This is a genomic window from Streptomyces exfoliatus, from assembly GCF_000725545.1.
Taxonomy (GTDB): domain Bacteria; phylum Actinomycetota; class Actinomycetes; order Streptomycetales; family Streptomycetaceae; genus Streptomyces; species Streptomyces exfoliatus.
Genome location: NZ_JNZP01000036.1, coordinates 26,444 through 48,263 on the forward strand (window position 1 = coordinate 26,444; position 21,820 = coordinate 48,263).

Genomic DNA, 21,820 nt, shown 5'->3' on the forward strand with positions numbered 1-21,820 from the left:
TCAAGGTGACGTCGCAGGCGTGAAAACGGGGTGTACGGTCTGTTTTAAGGTCATGAAAAAGCGGCGTCGACACTCAGCCGGCCCTGAGCAACAGCCCCCGTCCGGCCCCGGCGCCGACCCGGACCCTGGTCCTGCCCCGGAGCGCGGCGTCGCCCACCCTCCCGGCGGCCGCTCCGGCCGTCCGTATGCAGGCGAGATGGGCGACCGAGGCGAGCGTGATGTGCCGGTGCCAGCCCTGGAAGGACCGGCCGGCGAAGTCCCGCAGCCCGACCCGCGCACTGGCCAGGGCGTCGTCGCGGTCCACCACCTCGGCGAGCGCGGCGAACCGCAGCGCGTCACCGGGGCGCATCCCCGGGTCCGCCAGCCACAGCCGGACGGCGGACGGGTCGGCCTCGGGCCACTGGGCCACCAGGAGCCGCGCCCCGCCCGCCTCCCGGCCGCCGCCGCCGTCCCGCGCCTCGTGCAGGGTGACCGGCACGGTCATCGTCAGGCTTCGGCCGCCCCCGGTGAGCGGGGCGTACGGCCGCCAGAGCCGGCGCAGCGAGGCGACGAGCCGGCCCGGCGTGTGCGGGAGGACGCCGTGGCCCGGCAGGGCCAGCGGGTCCACCCGGAGCCGTATCCGGTCGTCGACGCGCTGCACCAGCGGGATGCCGGCCGCCTCGAAGTGCCGCCCCATCCGCAGCGGATCGAGGCCGGGGGCGTCGAGCACGACCGGGTGGGGCGTCCCGGGCAGGGAGCGGGCGGCGCGCAGGGCGACGTCGCCCGCGTTCTCCTCCGGGCTCAGGGCCCGGCTGGTCTCGGGGATGTGGGCCCGGCGCCGCCGGGAGTCGTCCTCGACCCAGTCGGCCGGCAGGACGAGCTGCCAGTTCACCGGCACGCCCGCGGCGGGCGAGGCCAGCCACGCGCCGTAGGACTGCTGCCCGGTGACGGTCCGTCCGAGCTCGGGCACGAAGTACTCCGCCACGCCGACCGAGTGGCCGCCCGCCTTGGGCACGACGGTGGGCCGCACCACCCAGGCCTGCGGGTCGAGCAGCTCGTCGGCGTGCCGGGCGAGGCCGCGGCGGACGGGCTCCCACTCCCAGGAGGACTCGCTGATGAAGTGGTGCACGCTCTGCTTGCGGGCCGCCTCGCCGCCGAACTGGTCCGCCACGTTGCGCAGGGTCTTGCGCCCGTGCGCGGCGAGCAGCCCGGCGACGTACTCCTCGGCCTTCAGTCGCTGGTCGCTGCGCGGCAGCGAGGCGAACAGGTCGAGGGGTACCCCGGCGAGCGTCTCGGGGAACGTCGGGCTGTCCGAGGTCGCGTGCATCTCCATCAACTCCCTGCGAAACCGTGGCGTCCGTTTCCGGTCATGGCACGCCGAGGGAAGCCATGCCGTGCGAGGAGTCGCGCGGCGAGCCATACAGCAAATGAAACCACACACCCGGTTTGTTATGGCGACCTCATGGACCCCTCGTTTCTCCCCCTGCACTTTCTGTGACGATATGATCTGAAATGTTCTTCACGACTCCCCTGGCACCCATGGACCGGGGGAGCGGGATTACCGACGCGTTACTCCGCGTGAACCCGGCCCGTGCATGCTCAATCCGGTTGTTTCCAGCCGAGATATGAGGAGTCACGATGGCGACGCCCGTGAACGAAGCCGAAGCTGTGCTGCAAGCGGTGAGGGAGGTTGTTCCCCGGCTCCGCGAGAACGGCCTCGAAGCCGAGAACCGAGGCTGGATCCCCGACGAGAACATCGAACTGCTGGAGAAGGCGGGCGTCTTCCGCATCGCGGTTCCGAAGCGCTTCGGCGGCCTCGACCTCCCGGCGGCCGAGCAGGCGGCGATCGTCGCCGAGATCGGTCGCGGCTGCGGCTCGACCGGCTGGGTCTCCTGCGCGTGGGTCTCCAGCGCCTGGATCGCCACCCAGTACCCGGACAAGGCCCAGGAAGAGATCTTCGTCGACGGCTCCGTCCGGATCTCCGGCGGCTTCACCCCCACCGGCACCGCCGTCGAGACCGAGGGCGGGTACGTCCTCAACGGCTCGTGGCGCTTCAACACCGGCATCAAGGGCGCGGACTGGAACATCTACGCGGCGATGCTCCAGCGGCCCGGCCAGGAGGACGAAGAGGTCTTCGCCATCGTCCCCGCCTCCGACGTCTCCATCGCCGACGACTGGGACGTCACCGCAGCCGCCGGCACCGGAAGCTCGACGACCACGGTCAAGGACCTCTTCGTCCCCGCCCACCGCGTCGTGGACGGCATCGAGGTCCTCGAGGGCCTCGTCGGCGACCGCTCCAACGCGGGCGCCACGGGCCGCAACTACGGCCTCACCGCCTACGTCATGGCCCTCTCCGTCCCGGTCTACTTCGGCCTCGCCCGCGCCGCCCTCGAGGTCTTCCTCCAGCGCCTGCCGGGCAAGGGCATCGCCTACACCCACTGGGCCGAGCAGCGCGAGCACCCCTACACGCAGGTGAAGGTCGCGGTCGCCGCCAACAAGATCACCGCCGCCGAGGGCCTCGCCGAAGGCTGGCTCCGCCTCATGCAGAGCGGAGCGGACGCCGGCGAGCAGCTCTCCGTCGAGCAGAAGGCCACCATGCGAGGCCAGTTCGGCTACGCCGTCCAGCTCGCGAAGGAAGCCGTCCAGGAGCTCCACGACATCAGCGGCGCGTCGATCATCGCCCGCACGGCCCCCTTCCAGCGCATCCAGCGGGACATCGAGGGCCTCTACCTGCACGGCCTGATGACCCCCGTCGGCAGCCTGGAGGCCCACGGCCGGGTCCTCGTCGGCCTCGACCCGGGCACCGACTACCTCTAGATCCCCCCGGCGCCGGTCGGCCTTCCCCACCGACCGCCGCCCTCCGCGGGCCGCCGCCCCCCGCCGGCGTCCCGCGCCACGTCGCCCGTGCGTCACCGCGCGACGGCACCCGCACACCCATGAAGCCCTTTCCCACCGGCAGAGACGGAAAAGAGAACGGTGAACCCCGAGAACTCGAGAACCGACGCCGCAGACCAGGTCCGGCAGCACTCCCGCCGCAGCATCCTGCGCGCCGGCGCCGCCCTCGGCGCCGCCACCGCCCTGTCGGTGACGGCCTCCGGGCTGCTCGCTCCCTCCGCGGCGGCGGAGGAGCAGATCTCCTACGACGTCATCGTCGTCGGCGCCGGCTACGCCGGAATCAGCGCCGCGCGCGACCTCCGCGCCCAGGGCTACCGCGTCCTGGTCCTGGAGGCCCGCAACCGCGTCGGCGGCCGCACCTGGACCGACACCTTCGCCGGTCACACCGTGGAGATGGGCGGCACCTGGGTCGACCCCGCCTCCCAGCCGCACGTCGGCGCCGAGCTCACCCGGTACGGCATCGGCCTCGTCGAGGACCAGGCCCCGGAGCGCACCTTCCTGCCGACCCCCAGCGGCCCGCAGGAGTTCGCCCCGGCCCAGGGCTTCGGCAACCTCGGCCTCGTCTACGAGCGGATCTTCGAGGGCTCCCCGCAGTACTTCGAGCGGCCCTTCGAGCCCCTGTACCGCTCGGACCTCATCGGCCCCAAGGACAAGCTCTCGCTGCGCGACCGGCTGAACCAGATGGGCCTCACGCCGGAGGAGGAGCTCCTCGTCAACGGCCAGACCGCCGTGTACTCGGGCGGCTCCAGCAGCTCCGGCGCGCTCACCATGCTCGCCCAGTGGTGGGCGCTCTCCGGCCACAACAACGCCGGCTGGAACAACACCATGCGCTACCGCATAGCCGGCGGCACGGCGGCCCTCCTCAACGCCATGCTGAACGAGGCGCAGCCCGTCCTGCGCCTCAGCACCCCGGTCACCTCGGTCACCCAGAGCGGCGGCCGCTACTACGTCACCACCCAGGCGGGCCGCAGCTACCAGGCCCTCGGTGTCGTCGTCGCCGTCCCCGCCAACGTGTGGCAGACGATCAAGTTCTCGCCGGCGCTCCCCGCCGCGCAGACGACGGCCACCACCCAGGGCATCGGCGTGAAGACCGGCACCAAGCTCTGGATCAACGCGCGCAGCGCCAAGGGCCGGTTCTACGCCCAGGGCAAGGAGGGCGGCTCCCCGATCACCATGGTGGTGCCGGACAAGTACACCGCCGAGGGCCAGCTGTACATCGCCTTCAGCACCGACCCGAACCTCGACCCGAACAACGCGACGCAGGTCCGCGCGGCCGTCCAGCAGCTCGGCGCCGACCTCGACATCGTCTCCATCAAGGCGCACCGCTGGGGCAGCGACCCGTTCGCGCGCGGCGGCTGGGCCTTCCGCAAGCCGGGTCAGCTCACCTCCCTCTATCCGGCGGTCACCCAGCCGGCCGGCCGGCTGGCCTTCGCCAGCGGCGACATCGCCAACGGCTGGAGCGGCTACATCGACGGAGCGATCGAGTCCGGACGGCGCGCCGCCCGCGACGCCTCCGTGGGCATCTGACCAGGCCGAACCGTCGGAACGGCCGCCGTATACCAGGGAATTACTCCGGGGTTACCGGCGGCTGAGAGGCACGCGCCTAGCCTCGTACGCATGAATGCACGGCACTCCTGTGCCGTGCATTTCACGCTGTGCGCGTCAACGAGAAAGTTGTGCCTCTTCATGAACACCACTGCACATGCCGACAACGACACCCCCATTTCCGTCATCGGCCTGGGCCTGATGGGTCAGGCGCTCGTCGGCGCCTTCCTGAAGTCCGGCATCCGCACCACCGTGTGGAACCGCTCGCCGGAGAAGGCCCGGACACTCGTCGAGAACGGCGCCGTGCTTGCCGCCACGGCCGCCGACGCGGTCGCGGCAGCCCCGCTGATCGTCGTGTGCGTCACCGACTACGACGTCGCCCACGCCGTCCTGGACCCGCTGGCCGACGCCCTGCGGGGAAAGACCGTCGTCAACCTCACCTCGGGTCACTCCGAGGGCGCCCGCGACACCGCGCGCTGGGCGGCCGAGCACGGGGTCAAGTACCTCGACGGCGCCATCATGGCCATCCCGCCCGTCATCGGCACCGAGCACGCCTCGCTGCTGTACGCCGGCCCCCAGGAGGTCTTCGACGCGCACGAGGCCACCCTGGCGAGCCTCGGGCGAGCCACCCACCTCGGCGACGACCACGGCCTGGCCTCGCTCTACGACGTGGCCCTGCTCGGCATCATGTGGGGCGTCCTCAACAGCTTCCTGCACGGCGTCGCGCTCCTTGAGACCGCGAACGTCAAGGCCGGCGCCTTCGCCCCGCTCGCCAACGACTGGATCGGCGCGGTCACCAACTTCGTCTCGGCCTACGCGGGCCAGATCGACGAGGGCAGCTACCCCGCCCACGACGCCACCATCGACACCCACTGGGCGACGATGGTGCACCTGATCCACGAGAGCGAGGCGACCGGCGCGAGCGCCGAGCTGCCCACGTTCGTCAAGGAGCTCACCGACCGGGCGATCGCCGCCGGCCGGGGCGGCGACAGCTACGCCGCCATGATCGAGCAGTTCAGGAAGCGCACCACCTGAGGCAACCGGCTCCCGAGCCGGACGGTGTCGCGGCCGGACGCGGCGCGAACCCGGATGCCGAAGAGCTCCGGCGGCCACCCGTCACGGTGACCGCCGGAGCTGCGAGCGTGCCGGGAGGGGCCCTCTCGGACCTCTCCGGGCCGTCGTCAGGCCCCCTCGGGCGTCAGCAGGACCGCCTCCGTGGGGCAGCACTCCGCCACGTCCATGGCGGCCTTGATCTCTTCCTCGCTCTCGAGCACGCTCTGGAGCACGATGCCCCTGCCGTTCTCGACGCGGAACAGGTCCGGGTTCATGGCCAGGCACGTACCCGCGCCGGCGCAGGCCTTCCGGTCGATCGTGAGCGTCATCTTCATGCGGGTTCGTCTCCCCTGGTTCAGCGCGGTCCGGAACCGTGCAGGTCGACGGGGAGCGCGAGGACGCTGCGCAGCAGCCAGCTCTCCGCGTACCGGATCTCCTCGCGCGGCACGGAGAGCCGGGCGTTCGGGAACCGCTCGAAGAAGGCCGGGATGGCGATCCGGGACTCCAGCCGTGCGAGGGCCGCGCCCAGGCAGTTGTGCAGCCCGTGCCCGAGGCCCAGGTGCCGCGGCCCGGAGCGGGTGATGTCCAGCTGGTCCGGGTTCTCGAAGACGTCGGGATCACGGTTGGCGGACTGGAGCGCGGCGATGACCGTGGCGCCCTTGGGTATGGTCGCGCCCAGGAACTCGACGTCCTGGGTGGCGAAGCGGATCAGAGCCACCGTCAGGGCGCCGTCGTAGCGGAGGAACTCCTCCACCGCGGACTCGGCGAGCTCCGGCCGCTCGGCGAGCAGCTTCCGCTGGTCCGGGTGGTCCAGGAGGGCGAGGATCGCCGACCCGATGAGGTTCCGGGTCGTGTCCAGACCCACCATGATCATGAGCGCGACCATGGCGATGAGCTCGTTCTCGTCGAGCCGGTCGTCGCCGTCACGGGCCTGGATGAAGACCGAGGTGAGGTCCTCGCCCGGGTTGCGGCGCTTCTCGTCGATGATCTCGCGCCCGTAGTCGACGATCTCCTGGTACGCGAGCGTCGACTCGGTCATGCGCTCGGGATCGACGACCAGCGCCTTCTCGATGGCGTGCAGGATCTGCCGGAACTTGTCCAGCGGGATGCCCATGACCCGGCCGATCACCTCCGCCGGCACCGTGGAGGCGAACTCCATGATGTCCGGGTTCTCCATGGCCTCGAGGCGGTCGAGTGCGGAGGCCACGATCTCCCGGGTCGGCTCCTCCCACAGTGCCGTACGGCGGGGAGTGAAGGCGCTCATCGCCAGCTTGCGCACCCGGGTGTGGTCCGGCGGGTCCAGGACCGACAGGATGCGCTCGATGACGGTGCCGGAACCGAACACCAGGCCCGACTTCTTGAAGTCCTCGCCGGCCCACACGGTGGCGTCGCTGCTGAAGCGCTGGTAGTCGCCGAGCAGCTCCTTCACGTCCTCGTAGCGGGACACCATCCACATGGGCAGATCGCCGACCGGGAAGGTGAGCTGGTGCACCGGGGCGTTCTTGCGGAGCCACGAGAACGCAGGATACGGATCCTGGAAATAGTCGTGACCGAAAAGATCTGGCGCAAGCGCCGAGGATGTCATCGCTGACCTCTCCCTCAGGAAGGTGATCCGGGCCGAACGTCGAACAAGGTCCACGTACTCCGAGCTCTGACCAGGAGGCTACGAGGAGGTGTTCAACGCCCCGGTCATGCGGCGGTAATTGGCCAACTGTCCAGCCGGGTCGCCGTCGCCCGGCCGGGGTCCCGCCACCGCCCGCCCGTCCCCACACCCAGTTGACACTCTCTCCACCGGAGGCCGCGGAGCCCCGGACGAACCTGACTACCGTGTCCGTGCAGTCCACGCCGCGGCATCTGCGAAGCGGACGCCGACGACCTGAACAGGAGCGTGCGCAGTGCAGTTCAACCTCATCGGTCCGTTCGAGATCACCACCGACGACGGCCGAGAGCTCGCTCCCAGCGCACCGAGGATCCGGCAGATGCTGGCGCTCCTGGCACTCCAGCCCCGCGAGGCCGTCTCCATCGACGCGCTCGTCCAGGAACTGTGGGCCGACGACGCGCCGCCGAGCGCCCTCAAGATCGTCCACACCCATGTCTCGCAGGCCCGCCGTCTCTTCACCGACGAGGCCGTCACCTCGCCCGACCGGGACCTGCTCGTCACCCGGGCACCCGGCTACCTCCTGCAGGTGAACGACGACGAGGTCGACGTCAAGTGCTTCGAAGGCTTCGTCAGACGGGCCCAGTGGGAGTTCGCCGAAGGCACCCCCGACCGGGCCGCCGACTTCCTCACCCGCGCCCTCAGCCTGTGGCGCGGCCCCGTCCTCGGCGACATCTCCGTCGGCTCCGCCCTCGCCGGCTGGACCGCCCGCGTGGAGGAGCTGCGCATACGGGCCCTGGAACTGCACGTCGAGGTCGAGAACCACTTCGGGCGCCACCGTGAACTCCTGCCCGAACTGCGCACCCTGGTCAGCGACTACCCGCTCCACGAGTGGTTCCACGGCCAGCTCATCTCCGCCCTGCACCGCTCCGGCCGCCGGGGCGAGGCACTGGAGGCGTACGGCGACCTCTACCGCCTCCTCAAGAGCGAGCTCGGTCTCGCCCCCTCGCCGGACGTGCGCCGGCTCCAGACCGAGATCCTCAACGCGACCGGCAACGAACTGACCCTGGCACCGCGCCCCCGGGCCGTCAGGGAGCGGACCGGCCTCCCGGCGGCCCGCGCGGCCGTCGCCATCGCAGGCTGAACCGTCCCACCCGAACAGGAAAGAACCCTCATGCCCTCCCTCCCCACCCCGCCCGCTCACCAGGACATGCCCGCCCTGCTGCGCCCCCTCCACGCCGAGGTGCTGCGGCGCAACCCGGGCGAACCCGAGTTCCACCAGGCGCTCGGCGAGGTCCTGGAGTCCCTGGAGCCGGTGCTCACCGCCCGCCCGGAGTTCCTGGAGGCGGGGCTCCTGGAGCGGATCGTGGAGCCCGAACGCCAGATCATGTTCCGGGTGCCGTGGCAGGACGACGCCGGCCGCGTCCACGTCAACCGCGGCTTCCGGGTGGAGTTCAACAGCGCGCTCGGCCCGTACAAGGGCGGACTGCGGTTCCACCCCACCGTCGGGCTCGGCACCGTGAAGTTCCTGGGCTTCGAGCAGATCTTCAAGAACGCGCTCACCGGCCTGAACATCGGCGGCGGCAAGGGCGGCAGCGACTTCGACCCGCGCGGCCGCTCCGCCGCCGAGGTGATGCGCTTCTGCCAGTCGTTCATGACGGAGCTGCACCGGCACCTCGGCGAGCACACCGACGTCCCGGCCGGCGACATCGGCGTCGGCGGCCGCGAGATCGGCTACCTCTTCGGCCAGTACCGGCGCATCACCAACCGCTGGGAGCCGGGCGTCCTGACCGGCAAGGGCATCGGCTGGGGCGGCTCCCTGGTCCGCGCCGAGGCGACCGGATACGGCAACGTCCTCTTCGCCCTGGAGATGCTGCGGACCCGCGGCGAGGACCTGGAGGGCCGTCAGGTCACCGTCTCCGGCTCGGGCAACGTCGCCCTCTACTCGATCCAGAAGGCCCAGCAGCTCGGCGCGCACGTCGTCACCGCCTCCGACTCCGGCGGCTACGTCGTCGACGAGAAGGGCATCGACCTCGCCCTCCTCAAGGAGATCAAGGAGGTCGAGCGCGGCCGCGTCAGCGACTACGCCGAGCGACGCGGCGCCTCAGCGTGGTACGTGCCGGGCGGCCGGGTCTGGGACGTCCCCGCCGATGTCGCCCTGCCCTCGGCGACCCAGAACGAACTGGACGCCGACGCCGCGCTCACCCTCGTGCGCAACGGGGTGAAGGCGGTCTCCGAGGGCGCCAACATGCCCACCACCCCCGAGGCGGTCCGGGTCCTGCGCGAGGCCGGCGTCCTCTTCGGCCCCGGCAAGGCCGCCAACGCGGGCGGCGTGGCGACCAGCGCCCTGGAGATGCAGCAGAACGCGGGCAGGGAGACCTGGACCTTCGAGCAGGTGGAGACCCGGCTCGCGGGCATCATGCGCGATATCCACGAGACCGCCCGCGCGACAGCGGACCGCTACGGGGCCCCCGGAGACTACGTCGTGGGCGCCAATATCGCCGGGTTCGAACGGGTCGCCGACGCGATGCTCGCCCAGGGCCTCGTCTGACCGGTACGGCCACGGGGGCGGGAGCGACGCCCGCGGCCGGCGGCGCGACGGCGTCACCGGCGGCGGCCTCCGCCCCGACCCCCGGCTCGGCCCGGGGCCCGGGGCCACGGGCCCGGTGGCGGGCGGCCGACAGGGCGATCACCGCTATCGCGAGCGCGGCGACGGCGAGGAGCACCGTCGCCGTACGGAAGGCGGGCAGCCAGTCCGGCGCGCCCGTCTCCGGGGTCGCGCCGCCGCCGGGCACGAGCCGGTGGAAGAAGACGAGCCCCGTCAGGGCGATGCCGAGGACGCCCGCGGTCTCCTGCGCCGTCCCGAGCACCCCCGCGGCCATCCCGGTGAGCCGCGCCCGCACCCCGGACAGCGCCGCGGCCGTCAGCGGGGCCATGAGCAGACCCATGCCGGCGCCGGTCACGGAGAGACCCGCGACCAGGCCCCACGGCAGCCCGCCGGAACCGACCGAGGAGGCCGACCAGCCGATCAGCAGGAGCCCCGCCGCGAGGACCGTGCCGCCCAGGACCGCGAGCCGGCCGCCGAGCCGGCCCGTCAGCCGGCCCGTCTGCATCGAGGCGGCGAAGAAGGAGGCGTTGAGCGCGACACCCACCAGGCCCGCCGTCACCGGCGACATCCCCCGGCCCTCCTGGAGATAGAGGGACAACACGAACGTCAGCCCCGCCGAACCGCCGAACAGCAGCGCCACGGAGACCACGCCCCGGGTGAAGCCGCGGTCCCGGAAGACCGCGGGATCGAGCAGCGGGCTGCGCCCCGCGGCGATCCGCCGGCGCTGGTGCGCGGCGAACCCGGCGAGCAGCGGCACGGACAGCGCGAGGCTGAGCCACGTCCACGCCGGCCACCCCGTCTCGCGGCCCACCACGAGCGGCAGGACGAGCGCCACGAGACCGGCCGCGGAGAGCAGCGTGCCCACCGGATCGAGGCGCCGGCCGCCGCGCCGCCCGTGGCCGTCGGCCGGCAGCAGCCGGACGAGGGCGAGCGCGAGCACGCCGAGCGGGATGTTGATGAGGAAGGAGGCGCGCCATCCGAGCCCGCCCGGGTCGACCGCGAGCAGCAGCCCGCCGACGGCCTGCCCGCCCGTACCGGCGACCCCCACGGTCGCCCCGTACCAGGCGAAGGCACGGGCCCGGTCCGCGCCCTCGAACAACCGGCCCATCAGGGCCAGGACCTGCGGGGCCATCAGGGCGGCGGCGATGCCCTGCGCGATCCGCGCCGCCACCAGCACCTCCACCCCGGCCGCCAGACCGCAGGCCGTGGACGCGGCCGTGAACAGCGCGAGCCCCACCGTGAACACCCGCCGGGGCCCGTACAGATCGCCCAGTCTCCCCGCGGTGATCAGCCCGATCGCGTACGCCAGGCCGTACCCGATCAGGACGGACTGCATGGCCGCCTGCCCGGCGCCCAGGTCCCGCCGGGTCGCCGGGGCCACGGCGTTGACGATGAAGAAGTCGAGCGTCGTCATGAACACCGCGGCGAGCAGCACGAGCAGCGCCCACCGGCGGCTCCGGCCGGCGGTTCTGCCGCCGGCCGGTGTACGAGTCGCCGTACGCGGGGGCGTACGGAGGACGGAAGGACGTGCGACCGACGGCATGCGGTCCTCCTGACGGGGGGAGCGGACGGGCCGGGGAACGGCGCAGGGACAGCCCGGATGGATCTCGGGCTGCCCCTGCGCGGTGATACGGGGTCGTGCGAGGCGTCAGTGGCCGACGGGCACGTGCGCCTTCGGCGCGTCCGCGCCCTCCGCGTCACCGGCCGCGGCGACCTGCGGCTGACCCGAGTTGCGGTTCAGCAGCAGGAGCAGCGCGGTCACCAGACCGACCAGGGCGAAGACCGCGGTGGCCAGGAACCCGGCCTGGAAGCCGTCGTTCAGACCCTTGGCGTCCGTACCGGTGGTGTAGGCGAACGCCACCGAGGAGGCGATCGCGATACCGAGCGCGGCACCGATCTGGAAGACCGCGTTGTTGATGCCCGAGACCAGACCGGACTCCTCCGGCTTGGCACCGGTCAGCGAGGCGATCGACGCGGCCACGTTGGTGGAGCCGATACCGGAGCCGAAGATGACCAGGCCGAAGAACAGGTCGCTCCAGTAGCCGCCGTTCGGGTCGATCTGCGTCAGGAGCAGCAGACCGCCGGAGAGCAGCGCCATACCGACGATGGCGATCGGCTTGTAACCGACCTTGGCGACCAGCCGGGCGCTGACGTTGGCGCCGATGATCGACATGAGGGCGTAGATCGCCGTGCTCAGTCCGAACTTGACGGCGCTGTAGCCGAGGACCTGCTGGGCGTAGAGCGAGGTGATGAGCGCACCGCCGTACACCGCCATCGCGACGATGATCATCAGGATGTTGCCGCCGACCACGGTGGGGGAGCGGAAGATCCGCAGCGGGACCAGCGGGGCCTTCGACTTGGCCTCGATGAGGGTGAAGATGACGAGCAGCACGGCGGCGGCGATCAGCATGCCGATCGTCTGACCGCTGCCCCAGCCGACCAGCGGGGCCTCGGAGACCGCGTAGACGAGGAGTGCGATGGCGGCCGTGACGGTCACGGCGCCGGCGGGGTCGAAGCGACGGGGACCGGAACGGACCGGGGTCTCCTTCAGCAGACGCGGGCCGAAGATCAGCACCGCGGCGACCACCGGGACGTTGATGTAGAAGATCCACTCCCAGCCCAGACCATCGGTGATCGGACCACCGATGAGCAGCGCCGCGGTGGCACCGAAGGCGCCGATACCGGTCCAGATGCCCAGCGCCTTGTTACGCTCGGCACCCTCGGCGAAGGTGTGCATCAGCACGGCCATGGCGGTCGGCGTCATGACGGCGGCAGCCACACCCTGGATGACACGGGCCGTGATCAGCACCTCGTCGGTCCAGGCGAGACCGCACAGCACCGACGCGACACCGAACAGCGCGGTGCCGAACAGGAACATCTTGCGGCCGCCGAGCAGGTCAGCGGTACGACCGCCGAACATCAGCAGACCGCCGAAGCTCAGCAGGTAGGCGCTCATCACCCACTGGACGCCGCCGGCCGCGAAGCCCAGCTCCGTCTCGATGGCGGGCAGCGCGAGCATGACGATCTGCGAGTCGACGATCACCATGAAGAACGAGGCGACCAGCAGGGTGAGTGCCAGCCATCTCCGCGGGTCGGGGGCGTTGTTCGGGCGGTCTGCGCCCTCCGCCAGGTCCCGCGACCCGGCGTTGCTGGGACGAGTGTTACGGGATTCGCGAGACATGGGGTCCTCGATTCCTCGATTCCTGGATCTGCGGATCTCCCGACGTTCCGGAACCCCGATCGGGGACCCGAACGTTCTGGAGTCACTGCGTACCTGCCGCCGTTCCACTTCCCCTTACGACGGCTTTATGAGAACCACCCTGACCCCTGCTTCTCTCGGCATCCTCACGGCGCACTCCCGAATGTCACTTCGGCCGCTCACGGCCGCTCACGGCGCCTCACGGCCCCGCCCGTGACCACCGGGCCCGCACCTCACGACGGCTGGGCTACTGTGCGGCCATGCGCTTTCGGGTACTCGGTCTCCTTGAGGTGTGGACCACGGACGGCAGACCGGTCACCGTGGGGGAACCCAAGGTCCGCGCCCTCCTCGCAGACCTCCTCATACACGCCGGCCGTCCCGTCTCCACGGACCGGCTCCTCGACGACATGTGGGGCGAGGACCTCCCCGGCAAACCCGCCGCAGCCCTCCAGACCAAGGTGTGGCAGCTGCGCCGCACCTTGGAGGAGGCCGAACCCGGCGGACGCGCTCTCGTCGTCTCCCGCGCCCCCGGCTACCTCCTCGGCATCACCCGCGACATGACGGACGCCGGCCGCTTCGAGGACCTGACGGCCCAGGCGCGCGCCACCACCGACCCTCGCCGCAAGGTCGACCTCCTCACCGACGCGCTCGCCCTGTGGCGCGGGCCCGCCTACACCGAGTTCGAGGACGAACCCTTCGCCCGCCGGGCTGCCCAGCACCTGGAGGAACACCGCGTCTCCGCCCTGGAGGAGCAGGCCGCCGCCCGCCTCGAACTCGGCGAACACCACCTGCTCGCCGACGAACTCGCCGGCCTCACCGCCGCCCACCCGCTGCGCGAACGGCTCCACGCCATCCATCTGCGCGCCCTCTACCGCGCGGGCCGCCAGAACGACGCGCTGGACGGATACACCCGGCTGCGCGAACGGCTCCGCGACGAACTCGGCCTGGACCCCGGCTCCGAACTCACCGCGCTCCAGCAGGCGATCCTCCAGAAGGACCCGGCCCTCGACGCCCCACCGGCCGCCCCGGCCACGCCGCAGCCCGCCGCCACGGCCCCGCCCGCGCCCGTATCCGCCCCTGCCACCCGCCAGCGCGGCAACCTGCCCGCCCCCCTCACCGACCTCGTCGGCCGCGTCGACGACCTTGCCGCCCTCCGCACCCTCCTCGGCGACGACACCACCGCCCCGCGCACCCGGCTCGTCACCCTCACCGGCCCCGGCGGCGTCGGCAAGACCCGCCTCGCCCTCGAAGCCGCCGCCCAGACCGCCGACACCTACCCGGACGCCTTCCCCGACGGCGCCTGGCTCGTCGAACTCGGCGGCCACGCCGCCCACTCCGGGACCTCCAGCGGCGTCTCCGGCACGGCCCACGTGATCGCCGCCGCGCTCGGCATGCGCGACGACACGGTTCCCGCCGACCCCACCGCCGACGGCCACCGCCCCGACAGCCCCGCCGACCGACTCGCCACCGCCCTCCACGCCAAACGAGCCCTGCTCCTCCTCGACAACTGCGAACACGTCGTCGACGCCGTCGCCGAGCTCACCGGCACCCTCCTCAGCCGCGCCCCCCACCTGCGCATCCTCGCCACCAGCCAGGAACCCCTCGGCATCGCCGGCGAGCACCTCCGCCCCGTCGGCCCCCTCGGCCTCCCCGCCGCGGGCGAGACCGGCCCCGACGCCCTCGGCCAGGCCGAAGCCGTCCAGCTCTTCGTCTCCCGCGCCCAGGCCGCCGACCCCGGCTTCGCCCTCACCGCCGAGAACGCCGAAGCCGTCGCCGCCCTCTGCCGCCGCCTCGACGGCATCCCCCTCGCCCTCGAACTCGCCGCCACCCGCGTCCGCACGCTCGGGGCCCGCGCCCTCGCCGCCCGCCTCGACGACCGCTTCCGGCTCCTCTCCGCCGGCCGCCGCGACGCCCCCGCCCGTCAGCGCACCCTCCGCGCGGTCATCGACTGGAGCTGGGAACTCCTCACCGCCGCCGAGCAGATCGTCCTGCGCCGCCTCAGCGTCCACGCCGACGGCTGCACCCTCGACGCGGCCGAAGCCGTCTGCGCGGGCGAAGGCGTGACACGCGAAGACGTCCTCGACCTCCTCGCCCGCCTCGTCGACCGCTCCCTCGTCGTCGCCGCCGACACCCCGGGCGGCGTGCGCTACCGGCTCCTCGAATCCGTCGCCGCGTACGGCCTCGAACGCCTCGACGACGCCGGCGAGACCGCCGCCGTACGCCACCGCCACGCCCGCCACTACCTGGCGCTCGCCGAGACCGCCGCCCCCCTCCTGCGCGGCCGTGAGCAGCGCACCTGGCTCGAACGCCTCGACACCGAGGCGGGCAACCTGCGCGCCGCCCTGGAGACCTGCCACCGCACCGGCGCCGCCGACGACGCCCTGCGGCTCGTCATCGCCCAGTCCTGGCACTGGTTCCTGCGCGGCCGGCTCGGCGAGGCCCTCCGCTCCTTCGACACCGCCCTCGCCGTCCCGGCCGAGGAGACCGACGTCTGCCGCGCGCACCGCGCCGACGCCACCGTCCGCCGCGCCGCCCTCGCCCTCCACTCGGGCGACGCCGAAGGCCCCGCGGCGGCCGCCCGCGCCTTCCCCCTCGTCGAGCACATCACCGACCCCTGCGACCGGGCCCACGCCCTCTGGCTGCTCTCCTTCACCCTGTACGGCTCCGGCGACCTCGCCTCCAACCAGGACAGGGTCACCGCCGCCCTCGCCGCCTTCGAGGAGCTCGGCGACTCCTGGGGCGAAGCCGCGACCCTCTCCGTCGCCGCCGGCCACGCCCTCATCCGCGGCGACTTCCCCGCCGCCTCCCGCGACGCGGGCGTCAGCCTCACCCTCTTCCGCGAACTCGGGGACCGCTGGGGCCAGTTGCGAGCCGGAGACACCCTCGCCTCACTTGCCGAGATCCACGAGGACTACGCCGAGGCAACCCGTATGCACCGCGAAGGCCTCCGCATGGCCGAAGAGCTCGGCCTGTGGACCGACGCCTCCTACAAGTGGTCCGGCCTCGGCCGCATCGCCCTTCTCACCGGCGACCACGCCGACGCCCTCCGCTTCCACGAGCACGGCCTGCGCCTCGCCGCCGAGCAGGCCCACAAACGAGGCGAACAGTTCGCCGAGACGGGCCTGGCCCTCGTCGCCCGCCGCGAAGGCCGGCTCGACGACGCCGAGGCACACCTCACCAAGTGGCTCGACTGGCTGCGCGCCGTCTACGGCGACCTCGGCACCGCCCTCGTCATGGCCGAGCTCGGCTTCATCGCCGAACAGCGCGGCGACGCCGCCACCGCCCGCGAACGCCACCTCGCCGGCTACGCCGCCGCCCGCGAGACCGGCGACCCCCGCGCCCTCGCCCTCGCCCTCGAAGGCCTCGCCGGCACCCGCGCCCTCACCGCCCACCACACCGGCGCCGCCCGCCTCCTCGGCGCCGCCACCGCCGCTCGCGCCTCGGTGGGCCGCCCCCTGCCGCGCGCCGAGAGGGGAGACGTCGACCGCATCACCCGCACCGTCCGCGCGGCCCTCGGCGAAGACCGCTACGCCACCGAGTTCGCCATCGGCCAGAAGACCGACGCCTGCGATCCGGCCCTTCTCGAGGAGACGTGAGAGCGGGCGGCGAGCCGACGTACGGGTGAGGCACGCGCCCCCGCCCTCGGCACACTCCAGAACCCCGGCCCGCAGCTCGGCCCCCAGTCCGACCCACAGCCCCGGCCCAAGCCCGCCCCAACCCTGCCCCAAGCCTCCCTCACGCGTCCCATGAGCCACCGATGAGCGGCCGGTGAGCGGGGGCTTGGACCGTCCGGTGAGCCGTGTGGTGAGGTGGTGCCTCCTCCGCGGGCCCGGCTGGATCCGGCCACCGCCGTGAGAAAGCGACCCTCTCCTCCGGCCGTGCGCCCCCGCCGTCGACTCCTCGTGTGTCCCGCCCCAGCCCTGGGCCCGTCCACTCCAGATCACTCAGGGAGACACTCTTGGCATCCGAGAACCACACCCCCGTGGCGGGGACCTTCCCGTCACGGACACCGGCCCGCCGCCGCACCGTCCTCAAGGCGGCCGGCCTGGCGACGCTCGCCGCCACCGCCGTCGGCACCGCGGCACGCTCCGCCCACGCCATGGACGACACCGACGCCTCCCGCCCGCCCGAGCCGTACGACGTGATCGTCGTCGGTGCCGGCTTCGCCGGTGTCGCCGCCGCCCGCGCCGTCCGCGCCCAGGGCCTGCGCACCCTCCTCCTCGAAGCCCGCGACCGGATCGGCGGCCGGACGTGGACCGACACGTTCGCCGGCGAGCGGGTGGAAATGGGCGGCGCCTGGGTCCACCCCGTCCACACCCGCGTCTGGCACGAGATACAGAGCCACGGCATATCCTTCGTCGCCGACGACACCCCGCCGGACCAGCTGATCCTCCCCTCCGGCAACGGGTACGCCCCGTTCTCGCCCACCGAGGCGGGCACCCGGCTCGGGGAGCTCCTCACGGACTTCTTCGCCGGCTCCGAGGCGTATTTCCCCCGCCCGCACGACCCCCTCCACCGGATCGACCTGCTCGCCGAACCCGACCGGCTGACCCTGCGCGACCGGCTCGACCAGCTGCGGCTCTCCCCCCAGGACGACGCCTGGCTGAACGGCCACACCGCCACCGCCGGCGGCACCAACACCCGAGGCGCCTACACGGCCCTGGTCCGCCAGCTGGCCCTTTCCGGCGACCTCGCCACGTACAACGGACTCAACACCTACCGTCCCGTCACCGGCATGGGCGGCCTCATCACCGCCATGCTCGCCGACCAGCCCGTCACCGTCCGCCTGGGCGCACCGGTCGCGGCCGTCACCGACACCGGTACCCGCGTCCTCGTCGACACCCGCGCCGGGCAGCGGTACTCCGCCTCGGCCGTCGTCGTCGCCGTACCGGCCAACACGTGGAACACCATCGCCTTCCGGTCCGGACTGCCCAGGGAGTTCACCGCCGCGTCCACCGCCGGCATCGCGGTACCGCACGCCAAGAAGATCTGGATGAAGGTCCGCGGCGACGTCGGCCGCTTCATCGCCCAGGGCGCCGAGACCGGCGCTCCGCTCATCGGCGTGGTGCCCCACACCACCCTCGCCGACGGCAGCCGACTGATGATCGGGTTCAGCGTCGACCCGGCCCTCGACCACACCAGCACCGCCCAGGTGCAGGCCGCCCTCCGCCGGTTCGTCCCGCAGGCCGTCGTCGAGGGCATCAAGTCCCAGGACTGGGGCGGGGACCCGTACGCCCGCGGCGGCTGGTCGTTCATGCGCCCCCTGCAGCTGACCCGGCAACTGCGTACCCTCCAGCAGCCGCACGGCCGGCTCGTCTTCGCCGGCAGCGACATCGCCGCCGGCTGGTCCGGGTTCGTGGAGGGCGCCGTCGAATCGGGCGAACACGCCGCCACCCTGGCCCTGGAACTCGCGACCACCACCCGCTCGGCGTCACTCGTCGCCGGGTAGCGACGGCTCCGGGCAGCAGAGAAAGCAAAGGACGGTCATCGGGCCGGAGCGGAACCCTTCCGCTCCGGCCCTTCCTCATGTCCGAACGCCCAGGTGGGAGACGTGCGAGCAACCGGACGGTTACCAGGCGATGAGTAAACGGTGAGAACTTTCCCGTTACGGTCAAGAAACTTCCAAGGCGCGCCGCTCGGGGATTCCTCCGTGCTCACGCAGCACGGCGTACAGAAGCGGCGCCACTAGGACAACGACTGACCCGACCGGAGTAACTCTCTTGCGAGTCTTATTCACCGTCTGGCCCGCGACCGCCCATCTCTACCCGATCATTCCGCTCGCCTGGGCACTCCAGAGCGCCGGACACGACGTCCGCGTCGCGTCCCATCCCGCTATGGCGCCGACCATCACCGCCGTGGGACTCACCGCCGTGCCGCTGGGCGACCCCGCCGTCGTCCCCGCCCCCAGAGCGGCGAACCGGCCCCTCTCCCCGGAAGCCGAGGAGCGCCTCGACCTCCTCACCGGACAACTCGGCCTCGACCCGGCCGGACAGTACGCGTGGGGCGCCTTCCGCCGCTTCATGATCCCGTGTCTACGGGACTTCCACCCGGCCGACGCGTCCCCCGCCGACCCCATGCCGGCCGTCGACGACCTCGTCGCCTTCGCCCGCGCCTGGCGGCCCCACCTCATGATCTGGGACCCCTGCTGGCCTTCCGCCGCCGTCGCCGCCCGCGCCTCCGGAGCCGCCCACGCCCGCCTCATGTGGGGCCTGGACTACTTCGCCTGGGCCACCGAGACCCTCGCCGCCCGACGCGCCGAACCCGGCACGGCCCTCGGCGAGAACCCGCTGGTCGAAGCCGTCCGCCCGGTGGCCGAACGGTACGGCGTCGGCGTCGACGACGAACTCCTCCACGGCCAGTGGACCATCGACCCCATCCCGCAGCCCATGCGGCTGCCCACCCGTACCACCCGCACCGTCCCCATGCGCTGGATCCCCTACACGGGCGCAGGACCGCTCCCCGACTGGCTGCGCACCCCGCCCGAACGGCCCCGCATCGCCCTCTCCCTGGGCGTCTCGGTACGCAAGTTCTTCAAGGACGGCGCCGATCGCGTCGCGGCCCTCCTCGACGCGGTCGCCGACCTCGACGCCGACGTCGTCGCCACCCTCGACGACGAACAGCTCGAAGGGCTGCCCCGGCTCCCCGCCAACGTCCGCACCGTCGACTACCTGCCGCTCAGCCAGCTCCTGCCGACGACCTCCGCGATCATCCACCACGGCGGCATCGGCACCTTCGCGGCGGCCGCCGCCTACGGCGTGCCCCAGCTCATCAACGACGAGGAGAGCGAGTTCATCGTCGTCGACGACGCGGGCACCCACAGCACCTTCCGCGAACGGCACATGGACGCCCCGCCCACCTCCGCCTACGTCGCGGACCGCGGCGCCGGTCTCGCTCTCGACCGGCACACCCAGTCCACCGGCGCCATGCACGAGCGGATACGCCGCGTCCTGCGGGAGGACTCCTTCCGCGAGGGTGCCGCGAGCATCCACCGGGACCTGCTCGCCACGCCGAGCCCGCACGACATCGTCCCGGTCCTGGAACGCCTCACCGTCCGGCACGGCACCCGCGGATCGGAGCAGTAGATGATCAACGTATTCCAGCCCAGCCTCGGCGAGGAGGAGCTGGCCGCCGTCTCCGAGGTCTTCGCCGGCAACTGGCTCGGACACGGTCCCCGCACCCGCCGCTTCGAGGCCGAGTTCGCCGACCACCTCGGCGTCCCCGCCGAGAACGTCCTCTTCATCAACTCCGCCACCGCGGGCCTCTTCCTCGCGACCGAGCTCCTCGCTCTCGGCCCCGGCGACGACGTCGTCCTGCCCTCCATGAGTTTCGTGGCCGCCGGCAACGCCGTCGCCGCCACCGGCGCCCGCCCCGTCTTCTGCGACGTCGACCCGCGCACCCTCAATCCCACCGCGGACGACATCGAACGGGCCCTCACCCCCCAGACGAAGGCCGTCCTCGTCCTCCACTACGGCGGTTACCCCGGCGACATCGAGCGGATCGCCGCCCTCTGCCACGACCGGGGCATCACCCTCGTCGAGGACGCCGCCTGCGCCGTCGCCTCCGACGTCGACGGCACCAGGGCCGGCACCTTCGGCGACCTCGCCATGTGGAGCTTCGACTCCATGAAGGTCCTCGTCACCGGCGACGGCGGCATGCTCTACGTACGCGACCCGGAGCTCGCCCGTACCGCCCGCACCCTCGCCTACCACGGCCTCGAACAGGCCAGTGGATTCGCCGCGGCCAAGGTCTCCCCCCGCTGGTGGGACCTGAACGTCCGCAGCTTCGGCCGCCGCGTCATCGGCAACGACATCACCGCCGCCATCGGCAGCGTCCAACTCCGGCGCCTGCCCGACTTCGTCGCCCGCCGTCGTGCCGTCGCCGAGACGTACGACCGGCTGCTCGCCGGCACCGACGGCATCACCCTGCCGCCCCCGCTGCCCGAAGGCCACACCAGCTCGTACTACTTCTACTGGATCCAGCTCGACGCGGGGATACGCGACCAGGTCGCCGCCGACCTCCTCGAACGCGGCGTCTACACGACCCTCCGCTACCCCCCGCTCCACAAGGTGCCCGCCTACCGCGGCGACGCCGACCTGCCCGGCACCGACCGGGCCTCCGACACCACCCTCCTCCTCCCGCTGCACCAGGGACTCGACGACACCGACGTCCGCACCGTCGTGGACGAACTGCGCAAGGCCGTCGAACACCGCCGCGCCGCCGCCCGCCGCGCCTGAGGAGAACACCGGAACGGCACACGGCACCGACGCACAGCACCGACGCACCGAGCCGGCGGACACAGCCGGCGGACAGAGCCCGCGGACACCGAAAGGCCCACCGTGCGCACTGCGGAAACAGCCGTACCCGGGGCGTACGTCATCACCCCGGACCACCTCACCGACGAGCGGGGCTCCTTCCACGAGGCCCTGCGCGCCTCCGTCCTGGACAAGGTCCTGGGCAGGCCCTTCGTACCCCGCCAGATCAACTACTCCACCTCGCGCCGCAACACCCTGCGGGGCATCCACGGCGTCACCATCCCACCCGGCCAGGCCAAATACGTGACCTGCGTCCGCGGCGCGGCCCGCGACATCGTCGTCGACCTGCGGGTGGGATCTCCCGCCTTCGGCCGCCACCAGACCACCCTGCTCGACGCCGCCTCCGGCAGAGCCGTGTACGTCCCCGAGGGAGTCGGCCACGGCTTCCTCACCCTCACCGACGACACCTGCATCTGTTACGTGCTCTCCAGCGAACACGTGCCCGGCACCCAGATCGACATAAATCCCCTCGACCCGGACCTCGCACTCCCCTGGGGATTCTCCGAGCCGCCCCTGATGTCGCCCAAGGACGCGCACGCCTCCGGCGTCGAGACCGCACGCCGCGCCGGGCTTCTCGCCTCCTGGCAGGACGCGACCGGCGGCGCGCCCCCACCACAGCCGTGAGGAGAACA

At 72.4% G+C, this 21,820-nt stretch carries 14 protein-coding genes and 1 pseudogene; 10 read left to right on the forward strand and 5 right to left on the reverse strand.

The window, feature by feature from the left end; translation table 11 throughout:
* Positions 1-73: 73 nt before the first annotated feature.
* Positions 74-1,306: an IS701 family transposase gene (locus IO20_RS0130905; RefSeq protein ID WP_169749544.1), complete on the reverse strand. Its 1,233-nt coding sequence runs from the start codon at positions 1,304-1,306 to the stop codon at positions 74-76.
* 311 nt (positions 1,307-1,617) lie between these two features.
* On the opposite strand from IO20_RS0130905, the gene IO20_RS0130910 reads away from it, so the two are divergent.
* From IO20_RS0130910 to IO20_RS0130920, 3 genes are all read left to right on the forward strand, one after another.
* Complete coding sequence (locus tag IO20_RS0130910; protein WP_030554110.1) at positions 1,618-2,796, forward strand: acyl-CoA dehydrogenase family protein; 1,179 nt, start codon at positions 1,618-1,620, stop codon at positions 2,794-2,796.
* 159 nt (positions 2,797-2,955) lie between these two features.
* Entirely contained in the window at positions 2,956-4,401 is a 1,446-nt protein-coding gene (locus tag IO20_RS0130915; RefSeq protein ID WP_030554112.1) for a flavin monoamine oxidase family protein, read from the forward strand.
* Positions 4,402-4,560: 159 nt separating this feature from the next.
* Positions 4,561-5,454, forward strand: a complete 894-nt coding sequence (locus tag IO20_RS0130920; protein ID WP_030554114.1) for an NAD(P)-dependent oxidoreductase — start codon at positions 4,561-4,563, stop codon at positions 5,452-5,454.
* Positions 5,455-5,600: 146 nt separating this feature from the next.
* Here the strand turns inward: IO20_RS0130920 and IO20_RS0130925 are convergent, their stop codons facing one another.
* Together IO20_RS0130925 and IO20_RS0130930 are read right to left on the reverse strand one after the other, a co-directional pair.
* Positions 5,601-5,807, reverse strand: a complete 207-nt coding sequence (locus IO20_RS0130925; protein WP_030554116.1) for a ferredoxin — start codon at positions 5,805-5,807, stop codon at positions 5,601-5,603.
* A gap of 20 nt (positions 5,808-5,827) precedes the next feature.
* Positions 5,828-6,964, reverse strand: coding sequence for a cytochrome P450 family protein (locus tag IO20_RS0130930; protein WP_051874667.1), 1,137 nt, complete (start codon positions 6,962-6,964; stop codon positions 5,828-5,830).
* Positions 6,965-7,367: 403 nt separating this feature from the next.
* Between IO20_RS0130930 and IO20_RS0130935 the strand changes: the two genes are divergently transcribed.
* Positions 7,368-8,213, forward strand: coding sequence for an AfsR/SARP family transcriptional regulator (locus IO20_RS0130935; RefSeq protein WP_030554120.1), 846 nt, complete (start codon positions 7,368-7,370; stop codon positions 8,211-8,213).
* 66 nt (positions 8,214-8,279) lie between these two features.
* Positions 8,280-9,620 carry an NADP-specific glutamate dehydrogenase gene (gene gdhA / locus IO20_RS0130940; protein WP_030554121.1) on the forward strand — a complete coding sequence of 447 codons (1,341 nt, stop codon included), beginning with the start codon at positions 8,280-8,282 and terminating at the stop codon, positions 9,618-9,620.
* 292 nt (positions 9,621-9,912) lie between these two features.
* On the opposite strand, the pseudogene IO20_RS41715 reads toward gdhA, so the two are convergent.
* Together IO20_RS41715 and IO20_RS0130950 are read right to left on the reverse strand one after the other, a co-directional pair.
* Positions 9,913-11,220: pseudogene (locus IO20_RS41715) on the reverse strand (MFS transporter); the annotation flags it as partial.
* Between the two features lie 105 nt (positions 11,221-11,325).
* A complete protein-coding gene (locus IO20_RS0130950; RefSeq protein WP_211270448.1) occupies positions 11,326-12,858 on the reverse strand; it encodes an MFS transporter in 1,533 nt (510 codons plus the stop codon).
* 278 nt (positions 12,859-13,136) lie between these two features.
* On the opposite strand from IO20_RS0130950, the gene IO20_RS0130955 reads away from it, so the two are divergent.
* From IO20_RS0130955 to IO20_RS0130975, 5 genes are all read left to right on the forward strand, one after another.
* Positions 13,137-16,472 (forward strand): AfsR/SARP family transcriptional regulator, encoded by a 3,336-nt coding sequence (locus IO20_RS0130955; RefSeq protein ID WP_051874668.1) that lies wholly within the window; start codon positions 13,137-13,139, stop codon positions 16,470-16,472.
* Positions 16,473-16,834: 362 nt separating this feature from the next.
* The gene (locus IO20_RS0130960) at positions 16,835-18,325 is read left to right on the forward strand and encodes a flavin monoamine oxidase family protein (RefSeq protein WP_051874669.1); all 1,491 of its coding nucleotides are present in this window, start codon (positions 16,835-16,837) and stop codon (positions 18,323-18,325) included.
* A gap of 271 nt (positions 18,326-18,596) precedes the next feature.
* Positions 18,597-19,958 (forward strand): nucleotide disphospho-sugar-binding domain-containing protein, encoded by a 1,362-nt coding sequence (locus IO20_RS0130965; RefSeq protein WP_030554127.1) that lies wholly within the window; start codon positions 18,597-18,599, stop codon positions 19,956-19,958.
* Positions 19,959-21,110 (forward strand): DegT/DnrJ/EryC1/StrS family aminotransferase, encoded by a 1,152-nt coding sequence (locus tag IO20_RS0130970; RefSeq protein ID WP_030554129.1) that lies wholly within the window; start codon positions 19,959-19,961, stop codon positions 21,108-21,110.
* Positions 21,111-21,212: 102 nt separating this feature from the next.
* Positions 21,213-21,812, forward strand: coding sequence for a dTDP-4-dehydrorhamnose 3,5-epimerase family protein (locus IO20_RS0130975; protein WP_030554130.1), 600 nt, complete (start codon positions 21,213-21,215; stop codon positions 21,810-21,812).
* Positions 21,813-21,820: the final 8 nt, after the last annotated feature.